Annotated in this window: 12 protein-coding genes and 1 pseudogene; 5 read left to right on the top strand and 8 right to left on the bottom strand. The window is 69.4% G+C overall.

The window, feature by feature from the left end; all coding sequences use genetic code 11:
* Positions 1-271: 271 nt before the first annotated feature.
* The 8 genes and pseudogenes from V5F26_RS04275 to V5F26_RS04240 form a co-directional block, all read right to left on the bottom strand.
* Positions 272-511, bottom strand: a pseudogene (locus V5F26_RS04275) (type I restriction endonuclease); the annotation flags it as partial.
* A 265-nt stretch (positions 512-776) separates the two neighbouring features.
* Positions 777-1091 carry a hypothetical protein gene (locus V5F26_RS04270; RefSeq protein WP_394947838.1) on the bottom strand — a complete coding sequence of 105 codons (315 nt, stop codon included), beginning with the start codon at positions 1089-1091 and terminating at the stop codon, positions 777-779.
* A gap of 83 nt (positions 1092-1174) precedes the next feature.
* Complete coding sequence (locus V5F26_RS04265; protein ID WP_394947839.1) at positions 1175-2947, bottom strand: BatD family protein; 1773 nt, start codon at positions 2945-2947, stop codon at positions 1175-1177.
* Positions 2934-5138 (bottom strand): VWA domain-containing protein, encoded by a 2205-nt coding sequence (locus tag V5F26_RS04260; RefSeq protein WP_394947840.1) that lies wholly within the window; start codon positions 5136-5138, stop codon positions 2934-2936. Before V5F26_RS04260 ends, V5F26_RS04265 begins: the two co-directional genes overlap by 14 nt.
* Entirely contained in the window at positions 5135-6154 is a 1020-nt protein-coding gene (locus V5F26_RS04255) for a vWA domain-containing protein (RefSeq protein WP_394947841.1), read from the bottom strand. Before V5F26_RS04255 ends, V5F26_RS04260 begins: the two co-directional genes overlap by 4 nt.
* Positions 6151-6660 carry a DUF4381 domain-containing protein gene (locus V5F26_RS04250; RefSeq protein WP_394947842.1) on the bottom strand — a complete coding sequence of 170 codons (510 nt, stop codon included), beginning with the start codon at positions 6658-6660 and terminating at the stop codon, positions 6151-6153. Before V5F26_RS04250 ends, V5F26_RS04255 begins: the two co-directional genes overlap by 4 nt.
* Entirely contained in the window at positions 6660-7667 is a 1008-nt protein-coding gene (locus V5F26_RS04245) for a DUF58 domain-containing protein (protein WP_394947843.1), read from the bottom strand. The genes V5F26_RS04250 and V5F26_RS04245 overlap by 1 nt, the downstream gene beginning before the upstream one ends.
* A 24-nt stretch (positions 7668-7691) precedes the next feature.
* Positions 7692-8612, bottom strand: a complete 921-nt coding sequence (locus tag V5F26_RS04240) for an AAA family ATPase (RefSeq protein WP_234052877.1) — start codon at positions 8610-8612, stop codon at positions 7692-7694.
* 932 nt (positions 8613-9544) lie between these two features.
* Between V5F26_RS04240 and V5F26_RS04235 the strand changes: the two genes are divergently transcribed.
* From V5F26_RS04235 to V5F26_RS04215, 5 genes are all read left to right on the top strand, one after another.
* The gene (locus tag V5F26_RS04235; protein ID WP_394947844.1) at positions 9545-10654 is read left to right on the top strand and encodes a DUF2778 domain-containing protein; all 1110 of its coding nucleotides are present in this window, start codon (positions 9545-9547) and stop codon (positions 10652-10654) included.
* 883 nt (positions 10655-11537) lie between these two features.
* Complete coding sequence (locus V5F26_RS04230) at positions 11538-12044, top strand: PadR family transcriptional regulator (protein ID WP_370640751.1); 507 nt, start codon at positions 11538-11540, stop codon at positions 12042-12044.
* A gap of 149 nt (positions 12045-12193) precedes the next feature.
* The gene (cobT, locus tag V5F26_RS04225; protein WP_234052800.1) at positions 12194-13219 is read left to right on the top strand and encodes a nicotinate-nucleotide--dimethylbenzimidazole phosphoribosyltransferase; all 1026 of its coding nucleotides are present in this window, start codon (positions 12194-12196) and stop codon (positions 13217-13219) included.
* A 163-nt stretch (positions 13220-13382) separates the two neighbouring features.
* Positions 13383-14771 (top strand): tRNA (N6-isopentenyl adenosine(37)-C2)-methylthiotransferase MiaB, encoded by a 1389-nt coding sequence (miaB, locus tag V5F26_RS04220; RefSeq protein ID WP_394947845.1) that lies wholly within the window; start codon positions 13383-13385, stop codon positions 14769-14771.
* Positions 14772-14774: 3 nt separating this feature from the next.
* Positions 14775-15860, top strand: a complete 1086-nt coding sequence (locus V5F26_RS04215; protein WP_509210538.1) for a PhoH family protein — start codon at positions 14775-14777, stop codon at positions 15858-15860.
* Positions 15861-15862 lie beyond the last annotated feature (2 nt).

The following is a 15862-nucleotide window of genomic DNA, read 5'->3' as shown; positions in this document are numbered from 1 at the left end:
GCGCCTTCTGGGAGATGTGGCCGATGCCGGCCTTCTTCAGCAGGGGGCGGGAGAATTCCTCCGGCGGGTCGGCGAAGATGGCGGCCACCTGCGTCAGCACCGAATTGTAGATGTGTTTGCGCTTGGCCTCGGCACCGATATTGTCGGGGTCGAAAACCGCCTTGCCCAGGCTGTTCAGCCCCTCCAGCGCCGAATCATCCACCTTTCCGCGCGCCACATCCTTCAGGTCGAAGCGCAGGAAGGGGTTGGCGTCCATCATGTTGGGCTCGTCGGAATCGGCGTAGAATTCCCACACCAGCCCATCGGTGAGAATGCCCATCTTCACCGTGCGCGCGGCATTGAAATAGCTGCGCAGCTGGCCGCGATCATCCCGCAGGCTCGGCGCGTTTGCGGGCTTGGTCTCGATGGCGATCACCGGCTCGCCGCCCTTGAAGATCGCGAAATCCACCCGGTTCCTGTACTTCTCCGAGAAGTCGCAATGGTGCTCGGGGAAGACCTCATTCGGGTCCATATGGTCGTAGCCCAGGAACGAAATCATGGGCACCACCAGAAACATCTTGGTGGATTCCTCGTTCTGGCAGCGCGGCGCAGCCGCGACCGCCCGCTTGGCGAACTCGGTCAGCTTGTCGCGAAACTCCGATAACGCCCCCGCGTCCATGGCAGCCCTCCCATCACGGCCAACCTTCAGTTGCGCGGTGATGGGAGCGTGTTCAGGGTGGAAATACAATTAAAAATATCATACTGCACCGCGCAACCCCATGGGTTGCACCGCGACATCACAGATCCACATAGACGAACTTGTCGGCCTTCAGCGTCGGATAGTTGGCGCGCAGGGCCGTTGCCAGCTTGCCGATCAGCGTTCTGTCGCCGGCCGCCGAGGGACCGACGAAATCCGTGCCGGCCATCCAGGTCTCGAAATAGCAGTGCAGGCCCTCGTCATAGTCCGCACCCGTGGGGTTGGCGGTCTTGTCGGCGAGGGCGGCGAGGCCAGCGGCGCTCACCTCCAGGCGCCAGTCGCGGTCATCCACGACGGAGGCGATGAGGCCCGCCAGATCAGCGTCGGTCCATTCGGTGTTGAGGTCGAGCGGCATGGCAATCTCCAGGGCAGGACGCGCAAATGCCCGTGACGCGCGTCGGCAATGGAGAGAGACAAAGCAAGATCCGGTCCAGCGCCTCAGCGCGGATAGAGGGGTGCCAACCGCGCGCCCCGAGCCGGTCGGCTGGCGCGGGCATGACGCCGCTCTGCCCGGCGTACAGCGGCCAGCAGCGCCCGGCCATTCCACGAGCGACCTTCGCCCCGATAGAGATGGCGCGCCAGCGCGTCCGCCGCCTCGGCGAGATCCGGCGGCGGCGGAGCGAAGGCGCCCAGCCGCACCAGCGCGCCATAGGCTTCGTGCGCGGCCAGCGCCTCGCCTTTCCGGCAGGCGGAAACCAGGCTCGCCATGGCCTGTTCTCGGTCGGGCCCCTCCCGGCGCAACGGGCCGCGGCGCCGGCGCCCGGGGCCCGCGCCCATTGTCGGATTCATCTCAGTCGTGTTCGCGCTGCGCCGCCGGCCGCGCAGCCATAGCCCGGTCACCACCGCGCCGGCCGCCAGGGCGGCCGCCAGGCTGACCGCAAGCCGGTTCTCCCGCAGCAGGGAGAGCAGATCGCCGCTACCCACGCTCTCGCGCGCCGCATCCTCCAGAGGCGTCGGCGCGGTCGTCGCCATGGGTGCCGGCGTGGGGGTTGCGGGCAGCAGCGGCTCGGCGCCGGGGCGCACATTCAGCGTCACTGCCGGCAATACAGCCTTTTCCTCTCGATTGGTGGCCAGATTCCACCACGGCACCTCGATGGCGGGCAGCGTCACCGGTCCCGGCTGCGTGGGCACCACCGCGAAGCTCTTGGTGAGCACCGCCGCCGATGCGCCATCGATGAGGGTGGCGTCCGAGCGGCTGTCCTCCGCATATTGGCGCAGGCCCTCCACCGGCGCCGCCTCCAGGGGCGGCAGCTGGTTCGGGCTCGCGCCCTTGGCCGCGACGGTGATGGTGCGGGTCACCGTGTCACCCACCTTGATCTGATCCACCGGCATCGACCATTCCTGGGAAAGGGTCACGCCGCGCGCGGGCAGGAACCACCCCGTGACCCCCGCCGGCCGCGGCTGCACGGTGATGGACACCGGCTGCGACTGCACCGTGAGGGTGCGTTCCCCCAGCCGGTCGAGGCCCGACATGCCGCCACGCCCCAGGACGTTCGCCAGATCCGACGCCGCCGAACTGCCCTTGAAGCCCGGCACCACCGCATTGAGCGCGACCGGGGGAATGGTGATGACGCCGCTCTTCTGCGGCCGCATCAGATAGCTTTGCTCGATGACCCGGTAGCGGCGCTTGCCGATGGTCTTCACATAGCTGCGCTGCCCGCCCTCGGCGGTGAAGGTGGCGCTGTCGGACACCGGCTTCTCCATGGCGCCGCCGCGCATGCCCAGGGCGTCATAGATACGAATGGTGACCGGCACGTCACTCTGCACGAAGGCGGGGGTGCGGGCGGCCTCGAGGCGCACGAACAGCGGCTCCTCGCTGGTCTCCGCCGGGTCGGATGCGGCAGCCGGCACCACCTGCACCTGGGCGGCGGGTGTGGTCATTCCCCCCACCGCGAGCGACGGCAGGGTGAGGGTGCCGGTGCGCTTGGGCAGCAGCGTCATCACCCACTGGTCCACATGCACGGGCTTGCCGTCCACCATCTCCGCATGGCTGGCGCGGCGCCGGTCCACAATATCGAAATCACGGGTGAGCGCGCTCACGTCCGGCGGTTGCCAGCTTTCGCCGTCGGTCAGGCTCACCACGAAATCGAAAGTCTCCCCCGCCGGCACCACGAAGCGGTCCGGCGCGGCCGTCACGCTCGCGGCCTCGGCCGGCCCCGCGAGGCACAGGGCCAGCGCCAGGAGGAAAGAGAGGCGGCTAATTGTCTTCATCCTGCACCGCTGCGCCATTGCCGCCATAATAGGCCCTGATGCGGGCGCGCAGCAGTCCGGCCGGATCGTCCGGCACCATGCGCAGCGCCTGCTCGCTGTTCTGATCCTGCTCGCTCATGGGCCGAAGCGCCGTGGCGGGCTGCCCCTTCTCATCATCCTTGCCGGCTTCTTCACCGGAGCCCGGCCCCACCGGCCGGGCCGGCTCGGGCTTGGGCGCAGCCGGCTGATGGCCAGGGCCCTGGGGCGCATTGGCGCCCTCGTCCTTCGGCGGCTCCGGGCGGGCAGGCGCCGAAGGCTGGCGCGGAGGGGCGGCCGGCGGCTGCGGCTTGGGCGCGCCCTGCGACGGATCCGCGGGCTTGGGCGCCTTGCCATCCTGGCCGCTGTCCGGCTTGGATTCGGGCTTGGGGGCATTGGGCTTTTCGCCCTGGCCCTTGCCGTCGTCCGGCTTGTTCTGCTCCTGCTTGCCGGAATCCTGTTTCTTCGGGTCCTGCTTGCCCTGATCGGGCTTGGCCTGATCCTTGTTGCCGTCCTTCGGCTTCGCGTCGTTCTGCTTGTTGGCGTCGTTCTGTTTGCCGGAATCCGGCTTCTGCTCGGACGTGTTGTCGCCCTTGCCACCGGATTGGCCCTTGCCGGATGACTTCTGGTCGTTCTGCTGGCCCCCGCCCTGGCCGCCGCCACCCTGTCCGGCGCCGCCACCGGATTGGTTCTTCTTCTGCTCGTCCTTCTGGCGCTTGAGAATCTGCTGCACCAGATCGCGATTGAAGAGGGCGTCCTTGTCGGCGGGATCGGCCTTCAGCGCCGCGTCATAGGCGGAGATGGCGTCCTCCAGCTTGCCGGCGCGGGCCAGCGCATTGCCGCGATTATAGTCGCCGCCCGGCACCCCGCCATAAGCGGACGCGGCATCCTCGTACCGGCCGGCCTTATAGAGGGCACTCGCCTTCCATTGCGGATCCTCGAAGCGCGTCGCCGCGCCCGCATAATCGCCGGCGGCATAGGCGTCCGCGCCCTGCTGGTCCGGACGCCGCCACAGGTCGGCCCACCGCGTGTCGCCGGCCGGGGCCAAGGCGGGTCTCTCGGCGGGGGCGGAAGCGGGGGCCGCGGCCGAGGGCGGCGGGTCGAAATCCTGTGCCCGCGCCGTCTCGTGCGACGCGGCGAGCACCGCGCCGAGCAGTGCCAGGATGAGGCCGCGCCGGAAGGCCAGCGGTGCCACCACCAGCAGGAGAACCAGGAGATAGGGACCCATGTCCGCCCACTGGTCCGCCGTCATGCCGCTGTCCTGCACCGGGTTGCGGCCGCGCGGGTCGATGGCGGAGGCGAGCACCGCGTCGAGGTCGCGTCCGTCCACGCTCAGCGGCGTGAAGGCGCCATGGCCCTCGGCGGCCAGCTGGGTCAGGCGGGCCTTGTCCATGCGGGTGAGCACGGGGGCACCGCCGGCGCCGCGCACCACCTCGCCGTCCGGCCCCTTGAGCGCCGCGCCCGTGACGGTGCCGACGCCGATCACGCTCAGCCGGTAGCCCGCCTTCGCGGCCGCCTCGGCAGCAGCCAGCGTCTTGTCGGGATCATCCCCCAGGCCATCGGTGACGAGCACGATGCGGCCTTCCCGCGCGCCCGCCCCCTGCAGCAGCTCCATCGCCTTGTGAATGGCGAGGTCCGGCCGGTTGGCGGCCACCGGCATCAGGTCGGTGGCAAGCTCGGGCAGCATCTGGGCGATGATGCGCCCGTCCTCGGTGAGCGGCGCCGCGACGAATGGGACATCGGCATAGACGATGAGCCCCACCTGCCCGCCGCGCATCCGGCCGAGCACGTCGTCCATCTTGTGGCGGGCGGCGGTGAGACGGCTCGGCGCCTGGTCCGTGGCATCCATGGAGCGGCCGAGATTGAGCACCATCACCGTGGGGTCGAGCCGGCCGAGGGCCGGGGTCGGCAGACGCTGCCAGGTGGGACCGGCCATGGCGAGGCTCGCCAGCACCCAGCCGGCCAGCAACAGCAGCAGCGGCCCGCGCTGGCCGCCGCTCTCGCCCCGCACCGCCAGGTGGCGCAGAAGGTGGGCATCCACCAGCCCGCGCCAATCGTCGCGACCCGCCCGCAGCGCGCGCCAGCCCATGAGCGCGAGCACCGCCGCCGGCAGCAGCGCCAGCAGCCACAGCGGGCGCAGGAAATGGAAATCGCCCAAGGCCGCGATGCCGCTCATGGCCGCGCCTCCTCCGCCACCGCCTTCGGGGCGCGGGCGGGGCGGGCCGGCAGCAGCAGCGCCGCGCCGGTGAGAAGGGAGAGCAGCAACGCCGCGCCGAGCGGCCACTGGAACAGGGCCTGGGTGGCGTTGAGGTAGAGCGGATCACCCGCCACCGGTTCCAGCCGGTCGATGTCGGCATAGATGCCGGCGAGGCCCTGCACGTCGCGGGCGCGGAAATAGCGGCCGCCGGTAATTGTGGCGATCTTGCGCAGGGCGTCCTCGTCGAGATCGCTGGGCGTGTTGAGCATCCAGGGATTCATGGTGCGCGGGTCGGCGCCCACGCCGATGGTGTAGATCTTCACATGCTCCCGCCGCGCCAGCTCAGCCGCCTGGATGGGGTCCAGCATGCCCGAGGTGTTCGCGCCGTCGGTGAGCAAAATCAGCACCCGCTGATCGTCCGGCCGGTTGCGCAGGGTCTTGATGGCGAGGCCGATGGCGTCGCCGATGGCGGTCTCCTGCCCGGTCATGCCGATGCTGGAGGCCGCCAGCAGCTCGCGCACCACGTTGCGGTCAAAGGTGAGCGGCGCCTGCACATAGGCCCGCGTGCCGAACAGGATGAGCCCCACCCGGTCGCCCTTGCGGCGGGCAATGAAGTCGTCGGCCACCGCCTTCACCACCGACAGGCGGTCCATGGGGATGCCGCTCACGGCGAAATCCTGCCGCGCCATGGAGCCGGAGAGGTCCACCGCCAGCATCAGATCACGCCCCTCCACGGGCACGGCGATGGGCGGGCCCACATAAGTGGGCCGGGCCGCCGCCGTCACCAGCAACAGCCAGATCAGCGCCAGCGACAGCACCCGCCACAGGCGCCCGTGGCGGCCCCGGCCGCCGATCAGCCCCTCATCCTCCAGCTCGTGGAAGAAGGGCACCTTCAGCGCCCCCGCCTTGGGGGTGGGGGCGGCCGGCAGCAGCAGCCAGGCGACCAGGGGCAGCGGCAGGAAGGCAAACGCCCAGAGCCATTGGAAAGTGATCATGCGTGGCTCCGGATCCAGCGCCGCACCGCGGAGACCAGGGCCCGCCGGTCCACATCATCTGCCTCCGGCGCGCCGGGCGGCAGATAGGGCGCCATGGCCAGGAAACGGCCGATCTCCGGCGGCATCCCCTTGGGCCCGGCCGCCATGAAACGCGCGAAGGCCTCGCCGGTGAAGGCGGCGGCGGCGGCGTGGGGATCCCGGCTCAGTAGCACCCGACGCACCAGGATCGCGGCAGCGGCCCCAACGGCACGGGTGTCGCCGCTGCCCGCGGTGGCCTTGAATTCCTGCAAGGCGCGATAGGCCAGGGTCTGCCGCCGCCGCCATTCGAGGAACAGGCCGACCAGCAGCAGGGCCACCACCAGGCCGGCCAGAGCGAACCAGCCCGGCGCCGGCGGCCAGAAGGCCACGGCGTGGGGCAAATGGATGTCGCGCAGGGTGGCCAGCGGGTCCGCCGCCGGATCGAGAGTGACCGGCGCGTGCTGCGGCAGAACGAGATCCTGCGCCATCAGGCCACCGCCCGGTGCGCCTTGCGCCCCGAAGTGCCGCCCCCATCGCCCCGCGAAGCCCGCCCCTTGCCAATCCGCTCGGGATGCAGGATGTCGGAGGCATCCTGGCCCGTCTGCAACGGCACGAAGGCCATGCCGTGCTGGCGGGCGAACAGCTCGATGCGCGCCCGCCGCGCCGCGAACCGCTCGGCATAGCTGGCGACAAGATCGCCGCGCCCGGTGTCGAGCCGCGCGACATCCTCGCCATCGCTGATGCGGTAGCTGCCGCGCGGCGGCAGGCGCGCTTCCAAGGGGTCGTAGGTGAAGATGGCCGTGACCTGGCTGGCGTGGGAAAGGCGGTTCAGCTCCCGCGCCGCGGCCATGTCGAAATCCGCGAAATCGCTGGCGAGGAACACCAGCGTGCCGGGCCGGGCGGCGCTGCGCAGGCGCGCCAGGGCCTCGGTCAGGCTAGGTTCCGGCTCCTCCCCCTCGGCGCCGAGGCCATCGGCGGTGGCCGCCGCCACTGCCTTCACGAAATGCAGGATGCGCCGGCGGCTGCGTTCGGGCCGGAAAGCGGCGATCTCGAACGGGGTCAGCACCACGCCGCCCACCCGGTCGCCACCGGTGATGGCCACCCAGGTGAGCACCGCCGCCACCCGCGCCGCCAGCACCGACTTGAAGCAGTCGCGGGTGCCGAAGCGCATGGAGCGCCGCGCATCCACCAGCAACAGCACCGGCCGCTCGCGCTCCTCCTGGAACAGTTTGGTGTGAGCCTTGCCGGTGCGGGCGGTCACCCGCCAGTCGATGGTGCGGATGTCGTCGCCGGGCTGGTAGGCGCGCACCTCGTCGAACTCCATGCCGCGCCCGCGGAAAGAGGAGCGGTGCCCGCCGAACTGGTGCGTACGTACCTTACCGCCGGGCGCGAAGCCCCCCACCCCATCGGCGGGCCGCGCCGCCACCAGCTCTTCCAGGCTGGCGACGAGGCCATAAAGGGGATCGGTCGCGGGTGTGGCGGGGCTCTGCGGCATGGGACGGCAGTCAACTCTCGAAGGTCAGCTCACGGGGACGCGGGCGATCAGGGCATCCAGGAAATCGTCGGTGCCCATGCCGTCCGCCTCGGCCTCGAAGGTCATCAGCACCCGGTGCCGCAGCACCGGCTTGGCCACCGCCTGCACATCCTCGGGCGTCACGAAGTCCCGGCCGCGCAGCCAGGCATAGGCGCGGGCGCAGCGGTCGAGGGCGATGGAGCCGCGCGGGCTGGCGCCGAACGAAACCAAGCCCTCCAGATCGTCGCCATAGAGGGTGGGGTTGCGGGTGGCGAACACGAACTGCAGCAGATATTCCTCCACCGCGTCCGACATATAGGTGGAGAGCGCGGCGCGCCGGGCGGCGAAGATGGTGCTTTGGGAGAGCGGCTCGCCGAAGCCCACCGTCTCTCCATTCGCCTCCCCGCGCACCAGGCGCAGGATGCGCCGCTCGGCCTCCAGGTTCGGATAGTCGATCTTCACATGCAGCAGGAACCGGTCGAGCTGCGCCTCGGGCAGGGGATAGGTGCCCTCCTGCTCGATGGGGTTCTGGGTGGCCATCACCAGGAACAGCTTGGGCAGGGCATAGGTGACGCCGCCCACGGTCACCTGCCGCTCGGCCATGGCCTCCAGCAGCGCCGCCTGCACCTTGGCGGGGGCGCGGTTGATCTCGTCCGCCAGGATGAAGTTGTGAAACACCGGGCCCGGCTGGAAGCGGAAGGAGCCATCCTCCGGCCGGAAGATGTCGGTGCCGGTGAGGTCGGAGGGCAGAAGGTCCGGCGTGAACTGGATGCGCTGCTCGTCGCAGTCGATGGCCTTCGACAGGGCCTTGATGGCCTTGGTCTTGGCAAGGCCCGGCGCGCCTTCCACCAGAAGGTGCCCATCCGCCAGCACCGCCACCAGCAGCAGGTCCACGAATGCCGGCTGCCCCAGAATGGCGGTGTTCATATAGTCCGCGAGGCGGGCAAAGGCGCCGGAGAGATCCGGAGCGGCGGGGCTCGCGGCGGCACGGGCACTGATGTCGAAAGCGGCTTCGGGGGTCGAGGACATCGCGGGGTCGGTTCCAGTTCGGGCCGTCTGATGGGACCTTATAGCGCCAGTGCGGCGCAATACGCATCGTTGTGTTCGTCATACTTCGCGCGTGAAAAGGGGCACGGCATGGCTGCGCACCCCCCCTGCGGCAAGAGTACGCATGGGCCGCCCGCACGGGCCCAAGCCCATGCCGCAAACCCGCATGGCCGCGCACTTCCCCGCGGCGCCCTGCTGCTTCCGGGACGGTTACCGCGGGGGAGAACGCCTTGTGGAGGCGCACGCGCACACCCAGTTGTGAAGCTGAAGGCAGCTTTCGGCGACAGGCGGGCGTGTATGACTCGCCCTGGGAGCGGAGCCAGCCCTCAAGGCAGCGGAGGCGTGCGGGGATGACCTTGCGTCACGTTAACCAGATGGTGCAATGCCACAGGCCGCGCGGCACGGCTGGTAGCCGGTTCCCAGCGCCGGAAGCGGGACCGGCCAAGGACCGCCGCCATCGCACCTTAATCTTGCCTTTTCAATCTGTTCCGGTGCCCGTAAAGACATTGGTTACGAAACCGGCCTAGGGTTCCGGTCGAAACGTCGAAGCGGCCCGCCGCATTGCGGCAGGACTTCAGGCGCACGGCCCTTCCCTGGCCCGAGGGAAGAGCATCACGAGATTCGGCGGGCGTCCGAGCGGATCGGGTGTGGTGATCGTGGGCTGGCGTCAGAACAACGGACCGCAATCTGCGGAGGCTTCCGGCGAGGCCGCCTTCGAGACGGCTGACCTGAACCATCCCGGCATGAATGACGGGTACCCGGAAGACCGGGACCGGCAGCAAAACGAGGCAGCGTTTCGAGCATCGAGGGTCATGGCGGAACCGGACTACACAACAGACCCGTATTTTGACGATACGGAACCGCGCCGGCGGTGGCGCGCGCCCCATTTCGTGGCGGCGGGTCTGCTGGGCTTTTCGGTGGTTGGCGCCGCGGCGATCGCGGCCACGACCGGCTTCGGCCCGAGCGGACCGGCCCCGAGTCTCGACCGCATTCCCGCGCCGGTAACGGGAACCACCCTGAGCACCGGGCCGCGCAGCTTCAACCTCGCCAGCGCCGCCGACACCATGAGCCGGACCGATCGTCTGCCCGCATCGGGCTCGCTGGCGGTGGATTCCTATTGGATCTTGAGCCCCCGCCTCGCCATGGCGCCGCAGGGCTTTGCGATGGCTGGCGGAGCGGTGAGCTCCAATCCCGACCGCGATGCGCGCATTGCCGCCATCATCATTGAGAGTGTGCCGACGCCCTCGCGCAATCCGCTGATGGCCGGACGCCTGCCGGAGGTGGAGCCGCGCGCGGTGCCGCTGCCCCTGGGCAATCCCCTGCTGCGGGGCCGCCGCCAGCTTGCATCCCTCACGCCCACAGACGTGCCGTCAGTGGCGCCGCCGCCGGCAAGCCGGCCGGCCGAGCCCGCGCCGCAGGCGCCCTCCGCGCCAAGTTCGGCCGCCCAGGAGGTGCCCCTGCCCACGCCGGGCAGCGGCTTCGCGCTGTACGATATCGAGGGCCGTATCCTCTACATGCCCAATGGCGAGAAGCTGGAGGCCCATTCCGGCTACGGCGAGGCCATGGACGACATTCGCCAGGTTGCGCTGAAGATGCGCGGCCCCACGCCGCCCAACGTCTATACCCTGCGCCCGCGTGAAGCCCTGTTCCACGGGGTGGAAACGCTGCGCATGTCACCGGTGGGTGGCGGCAAGATGTACGGCCGCGACGGCTTCCTGGTGCACCCCTTCATGATGGGACCGCGCGGGGATTCCAACGGCTGCGTCTCGGTGAAGGACCACGAGAAGGTGCTGGCCGCCTATCGCCGTGGCGAGTTGAAGAAGATCGTGGTGGTCGCGCGCCTGCCCAACAGCCAGAAGCCCGCGCCGAACCTGCTCTCCTGGCTCCTGCCCAAGCAGCAGAACGAAACGCCGGCCCAATAGGCGCGGCGCGGCACCCGCATTCTCTCCGCGCGTCCTGCGTCTGAGGCGCGTCCGCCGCTGCGTGTTTGCGAGTGGCGTGGGCACGGTTCGCGCCAGAAACGCACATAAGATCAATACGCTGCAGCATCTCATCCGCGCCGCAGGTGCGGGCGAGATGCGCCGTCCGTCAAGCGCTGCCGAACGCGGATACCGGCGCATGGCGCACACGCATGCGTTCCGCGATCTCGCGCCGGTCCCTCGATCGCGGGTGACACGGTCGTGCTCCGAAGGCGAGCCACACCCAAGACATGATAGCTGGCCGGAGGCGCGTCCTCACTCCTCCTTGGGCTTGAGAAGGCGGCTGGACGGCTTTCCGGCTGCGAAGCACCGGTGTTCAAAGCGTTGCCCGCCAACGCGCTGCCCGGCCCCGCCCCCAATGCTTCGCCCCCCGCTCTCCCCGTCAGCACGAACTGCGGCACGTGGCGCCCCTTTGCGCCTGGCAGCAGCCTCGCCAGGCGCGGCGGCCGGCAATTTCATCCCCGCCGCGGCGCTGTTGCGACCGGCGGGTGTGCCCGAGCCCGGCAGCTGGCGTCGGGCAATCGGGGCGAGATTATTTAATAAAATCAAAATTATCCGGCTCAGGCTGGTGGGCAGGCGCCGGATTTTGGGCGCGGGCGGGTCGTGAACGCTTGACGCGAGATATATCTAAAGATACAAACGGCTCAGATCATATCGGAAGATACATCTTAGGAGTCTAAAAATGTTTGGATGCAGATCCCATCGAGAAGGCCGCCGCTTTGGTGAGGACCATTTTGCCGAAGCGCGTTTCGCCGACATGGGCGACCGGGGTGAGATGCGCGGGCCGCGCGGCGGCCGGGGGCGTGGGGGCGGCGGAGGCGGCGATATGTTCCGCATCGGCCGCATGCTCGCCCATGGCGACCTGAAGGTTCTGGCGCTCGCGCTCATCGCCGAGCAGCCGCGCCACGGCTATGAGATCATCAAGGTGATCGAGGAGAAGACCGGCGGCTGGTATTCCCCGAGCCCGGGCGTGGTTTATCCCACTCTTACCTTCCTGGAGGAGGCGGGCTACGTGACCGCGACGCCGGACGGGGCCAAGAAGCTCTATTCCATCACCGAGGAAGGCACCGCCTATCTCGACCAGAACCGCGACTTCGCCGACGCCATCCTGGCCCGGCTGTCCCAGCTCGGCGAGAAGATGAGCCGCGTGCGCAAGTGGATGGGCTGGAGCGAGAACGGCCCCAATGGCGGCGCCGAGCTTCCCCGCCTGGTGGAAGCGGCGGTGGAGAACCTGCGGGACGTGGCCCAGCAGAAGCTGGGGCAAAGCCGCTCGGCGGAAACCCGCATCGTTGAGATCCTGGCCCGCGCCGCCAACGACATTCGCGAGGCCTGACGCGGGGTCCGGAGCCGGCTGCTCCGGCTCCCCGCCCGTGAAACGCCCCGCGCGCCATTTGCGATGTGGCGCGCGGGGCTTTATTGAGCGCGCATGTTCGCGCGGTTCCGCGCCCCGCTTTTTTCCGCGCGCTGCTCCTGGACCCTTCCATGTATCCTCCCGAGACCGGCCTTCCCTTCGACGACATCCGCGCCCTCATCGCCACCATGCCCGGCCCCGACGAGGGGGCCCGCGGCGCGGCGCTGAAGCGCCAGGGCGAGCTGGTGAAGCCGCCGGGCGCGCTGGGCCGGCTGGAGGAGATCGCCATCCATGTGGCGACCTGGCAGGGCAATTCCATGCCGCAGGTCAACCGGCCCATGGTGGCGGTGTTTGCCGCCACCCACGGCGTGGCCGATCGCGGCGTGTCGCCCTATCCGGGCGCGGTGACCCGGCAGATGCTGGACACCTTCACCGCCGGCAAGGCCGCCGTGAACCAGATCTGCGCCACGTTCGACGCCGGCTTGCGCGTCTTTGACCTCGCCCTTGATTTTCCCACCCCCGACATCAGCCGCGAGGCGGCGCTGGACGAGAAGGCCTGCGCCGCCACCATGGCATTCGGCATGGAGGCCATCGCCGGCGGCTCGGACCTGCTGTGCCTGGGCGAGATGGGCATCGGCAACACCACCATCGCGGCCGCCATCTGCCATGGTCTTTATGGCGGGACGGCCGAGGAGTGGGTGGGCGCGGGCACCGGCTCCACCGGCGAGGTGCTGGCCCGCAAGATCGAGGTGGTGCGCGAGGCGGTGGCCCTGCACAAGGACCACCTGAAGGACCCGCTCGAACTGCTGCGCCGGCTCGGCGGGCGCGAGATCGCGGCCATGGCGGGCGCCATTCTCGCGGCCCGGCACGAGAAGGTGCCGGTGATCCTCGACGGCTATGTGGTGACCGCCGCCGCCGCCGTGCTCCACGCCATCGACCCTACCACCCTCGACCACTGCCTGGCTGGCCACGTGTCGGCGGAGAAGGCCCACCGTGCGGTGCTGGACCGGCTGGGCCTGAAGCCCATCCTCGATCTCGGCATGCGGCTCGGGGAAGGCTCCGGCGCGGCACTAGCCATTGGCGTGGTGAAGGCAGCGGTGGCCTGCCATCGCGGCATGGCCACCTTCGCGGAAGCCGGCGTTTCCGGCGAGGAGTGATCGCGCGCTGATCACCGCCCTCGCCCCTCAGGTCCGCAGTTCCCAAACCCCCTGTTTGCCGGTAGGATCATTCCATCCAACGTCAACCAGGGGGCGAACCGATCCGGCGTCACGATCACGTCGCGCCCATGTGCGATGACTTGACCCGGCAGAACACGCGACAATGCAGAAGCCCCGCAAGCTTTATGTGAAATCCTTCGGGTGCCAGATGAACGTCTACGACTCGCAGCGTATGGCGGACACTTTGGCGCGCGAAGGCTATGAGGAGACCCAGGACCCGGCCGACGCCGACCTCGTCATCCTCAACACCTGCCACATCCGCGAGAAGGCCGCAGAGAAGGTCTATTCGGAGCTGGGCCGCCTGCGCAAAGCCAAGCAGGAGGCGGGCAGCGACACCATGATCGCGGTGGCCGGCTGCGTCGCCCAGGCCGAGGGTGCCGAGATCATGCGCCGCGCGCCGGTGGTGGACCTCGTGGTGGGCCCCCAAAGCTACCACCGCCTGCCCGAGCTCCTGGCCGAGGCCAAGACCGGCAAGCGCATGGTGGACACCGAATTCCCGGTGGAGGACAAGTTCAACCACCTGCCCGCGCCCACTCTGGCCGCCACCCGCTCCCGCGGGCCGGCCGCGTTCGTGACGGTGCAGGAGGGCTGCGACAAGTTCTGCACCTTCTGCGTGGTGCCCTATACGCGCGGCGCCGAGATGTCGCGCCCGGTGGCCCGCATCCTCGACGAGGCGGCCCGGCTGGTGGACCAGGGCGTACGCGAGATCACCCTCATCGGCCAGAACGTCAACGCCTTCCATGGCGAGGGGGAGGACGGGTCCACCTACGGGCTGGCCCGCCTGCTGGAGCGGCTGGCGCACATCGATGGGCTCGCCCGCCTGCGCTACACCACCTCTCACCCGCGCGACATGGACGATGGGTTGATTTCCGCCCATCGCGATCTGCCGCAGCTGATGCCCTATCTGCACCTGCCGGTGCAGTCCGGCTCTGATCGCATTCTTGCGGCCATGAACCGCAAGCACGGGCGCGAGGACTATTTCGCCATCATCGAGAAGATGCGCGCCGCGCGGCCGGACCTGGCCTTGTCCTCGGATTTCATCGTCGGCTTCCCGGGCGAGACCGATGCCGATTTCGAGGACACCATGGAACTGGTGCGGCGCATCGGTTTCGCCAGCGCCTATTCCTTCAAATACAGCCCCCGCCCCGGAACCCCCGCCGCCGACCGCGACGCCCAGGTGCCGGAAGAGGTGAAGAGCGAGCGGCTCGCCGTGCTCCAGAAGGAGCTGGAGGCCTCCAAGGCCGCCTTCGACGCGGCGTGCGCGGGCCGCACCTTCGATATTCTGCTGGAGAAGCCCGGGCGGCAGGCGGGCCAGCTCATCGGCCGCTCGCCCTATCTCCAGAGTGTGGTTGTGAATGATCCGCCAGCCCGCATCGGCGACATCATCACCGTCACCATCACCGACGTGGGGCCCAACAGCCTCGCCGGGCGTTGCGAGGGCGTCGCCCCTTCCCGCGCCCCCACCGACAGCCTGGCGCCTTTGGAGGCCTGAAGCTTGCGCAGACCCGGCAGCGACCGTGATCGTCCGGACCGACCCGCGCCCGGCCCCGCCCGCGCGGCGGTGACCGCCCCCTGGGCCCTGAGGGAAGACGAGACCCCCACCCATGTGGTGCTCGCCTTCGATGACAACCGGCTGGCGACCCAGCTCTTCGGCCATTATGGCCGCAACCTCGCTTTGCTTGAGCGCAAGCTGGGCGTTAAGGCGGATTCGCGCGGCAACCACGTGACCCTCGAAGGGGGCCAGGAAGGCTGCGAACAGGCCAGAGCGGTTCTGGAGCACCTCTACGACGCCCTGAAGAAGGGCCGCGACATCTCCCAGGGCGATGTGGACGGAGCGATTCGCGAGGTCACGTCCCAGGGCTCGCTGTTCGATTTCGACCCCGCCGCCCAGCGCCAGACCTTTGACGAGATCCAGCTGCGCCGCCGCCCGGTGCGCGCCCGCACGCCCGCGCAGGATGCCTATATCCGCGCGCTCAAGCGGCATACCCTGGTGTTCGGCGTGGGCCCGGCGGGCACCGGCAAGACCTGGCTCGCGGTGGCCTATGCGGTGCACCTCCTGGAACGCCGCATGGTGGACCGCATCATCCTGTCGCGGCCGGCGGTGGAGGCGGGCGAGCGGCTCGGCTTCCTGCCCGGCGACATGAAGGACAAGGTGGACCCCTATCTGCGCCCCATCTATGACGCGCTCTATGATCTGATGGACCGGCCGTTCGTGGAGCGGGCGCTGCAATCGGGCGAGATCGAGATCGCGCCGCTCGCCTTCATGCGCGGGCGCACGCTCTCCAACGCCGCCGTCATCCTGGACGAGGCACAGAACGCCACCTCCATGCAGATGAAGATGTTCCTGACCCGCCTGGGTGAGAACTCCCACATGATCGTCACCGGCGATCCCAGCCAGACCGACCTGCCCGGCGCCCAAACCTCGGGCCTTGCCGAGGCGGTGGGCCTGCTCGGCAATGTGGAAGGGGTGGGCGTGTGCACCTTCAAGGCCGAGGACGTGGTGCGCCATGAGCTGGTGGGGCGTATCGTCGCCGCCTATGAACAGGCGGGCGCGCAGCGCAGCCTGCGCGCGGAGGGCTGAGC

This window comes from Xanthobacter variabilis (assembly GCF_043831965.2).
Taxonomy (GTDB): domain Bacteria; phylum Pseudomonadota; class Alphaproteobacteria; order Rhizobiales; family Xanthobacteraceae; genus Xanthobacter.
This window is presented reverse-complemented; position numbering and strand designations above follow the sequence as displayed.

Bases quoted from the DNA above. Each gene is read 5' to 3' on its own strand.
- V5F26_RS04270 (WP_394947838.1), bottom strand. From the start codon at position 1,091: ATGCCGCTCGACCTCAACACCGAATGGACCGACGCTGATCTGGCGGGC.
- V5F26_RS04265 (WP_394947839.1), bottom strand. From the start codon at position 2,947: ATGAAGACAATTAGCCGCCTCTCTTTCCTCCTGGCGCTGGCCCTGTGC.
- V5F26_RS04260 (WP_394947840.1), bottom strand. From the start codon at position 5,138: ATGAGCGGCATCGCGGCCTTGGGCGATTTCCATTTCCTGCGCCCGCTG.
- V5F26_RS04255 (WP_394947841.1), bottom strand. From the start codon at position 6,154: ATGATCACTTTCCAATGGCTCTGGGCGTTTGCCTTCCTGCCGCTGCCC.
- V5F26_RS04250 (WP_394947842.1), bottom strand. From the start codon at position 6,660: ATGGCGCAGGATCTCGTTCTGCCGCAGCACGCGCCGGTCACTCTCGAT.
- V5F26_RS04245 (WP_394947843.1), bottom strand. From the start codon at position 7,667: ATGCCGCAGAGCCCCGCCACACCCGCGACCGATCCCCTTTATGGCCTC.
- V5F26_RS04240 (WP_234052877.1), bottom strand. From the start codon at position 8,612: ATGAACACCGCCATTCTGGGGCAGCCGGCATTCGTGGACCTGCTGCTG.
- V5F26_RS04235 (WP_394947844.1), top strand. From the start codon at position 9,545: ATGGCGGAACCGGACTACACAACAGACCCGTATTTTGACGATACGGAA.
- V5F26_RS04230 (WP_370640751.1), top strand. From the start codon at position 11,538: ATGTTCCGCATCGGCCGCATGCTCGCCCATGGCGACCTGAAGGTTCTG.
- cobT (WP_234052800.1), top strand. From the start codon at position 12,194: ATGTATCCTCCCGAGACCGGCCTTCCCTTCGACGACATCCGCGCCCTC.
- miaB (WP_394947845.1), top strand. From the start codon at position 13,383: ATGCAGAAGCCCCGCAAGCTTTATGTGAAATCCTTCGGGTGCCAGATG.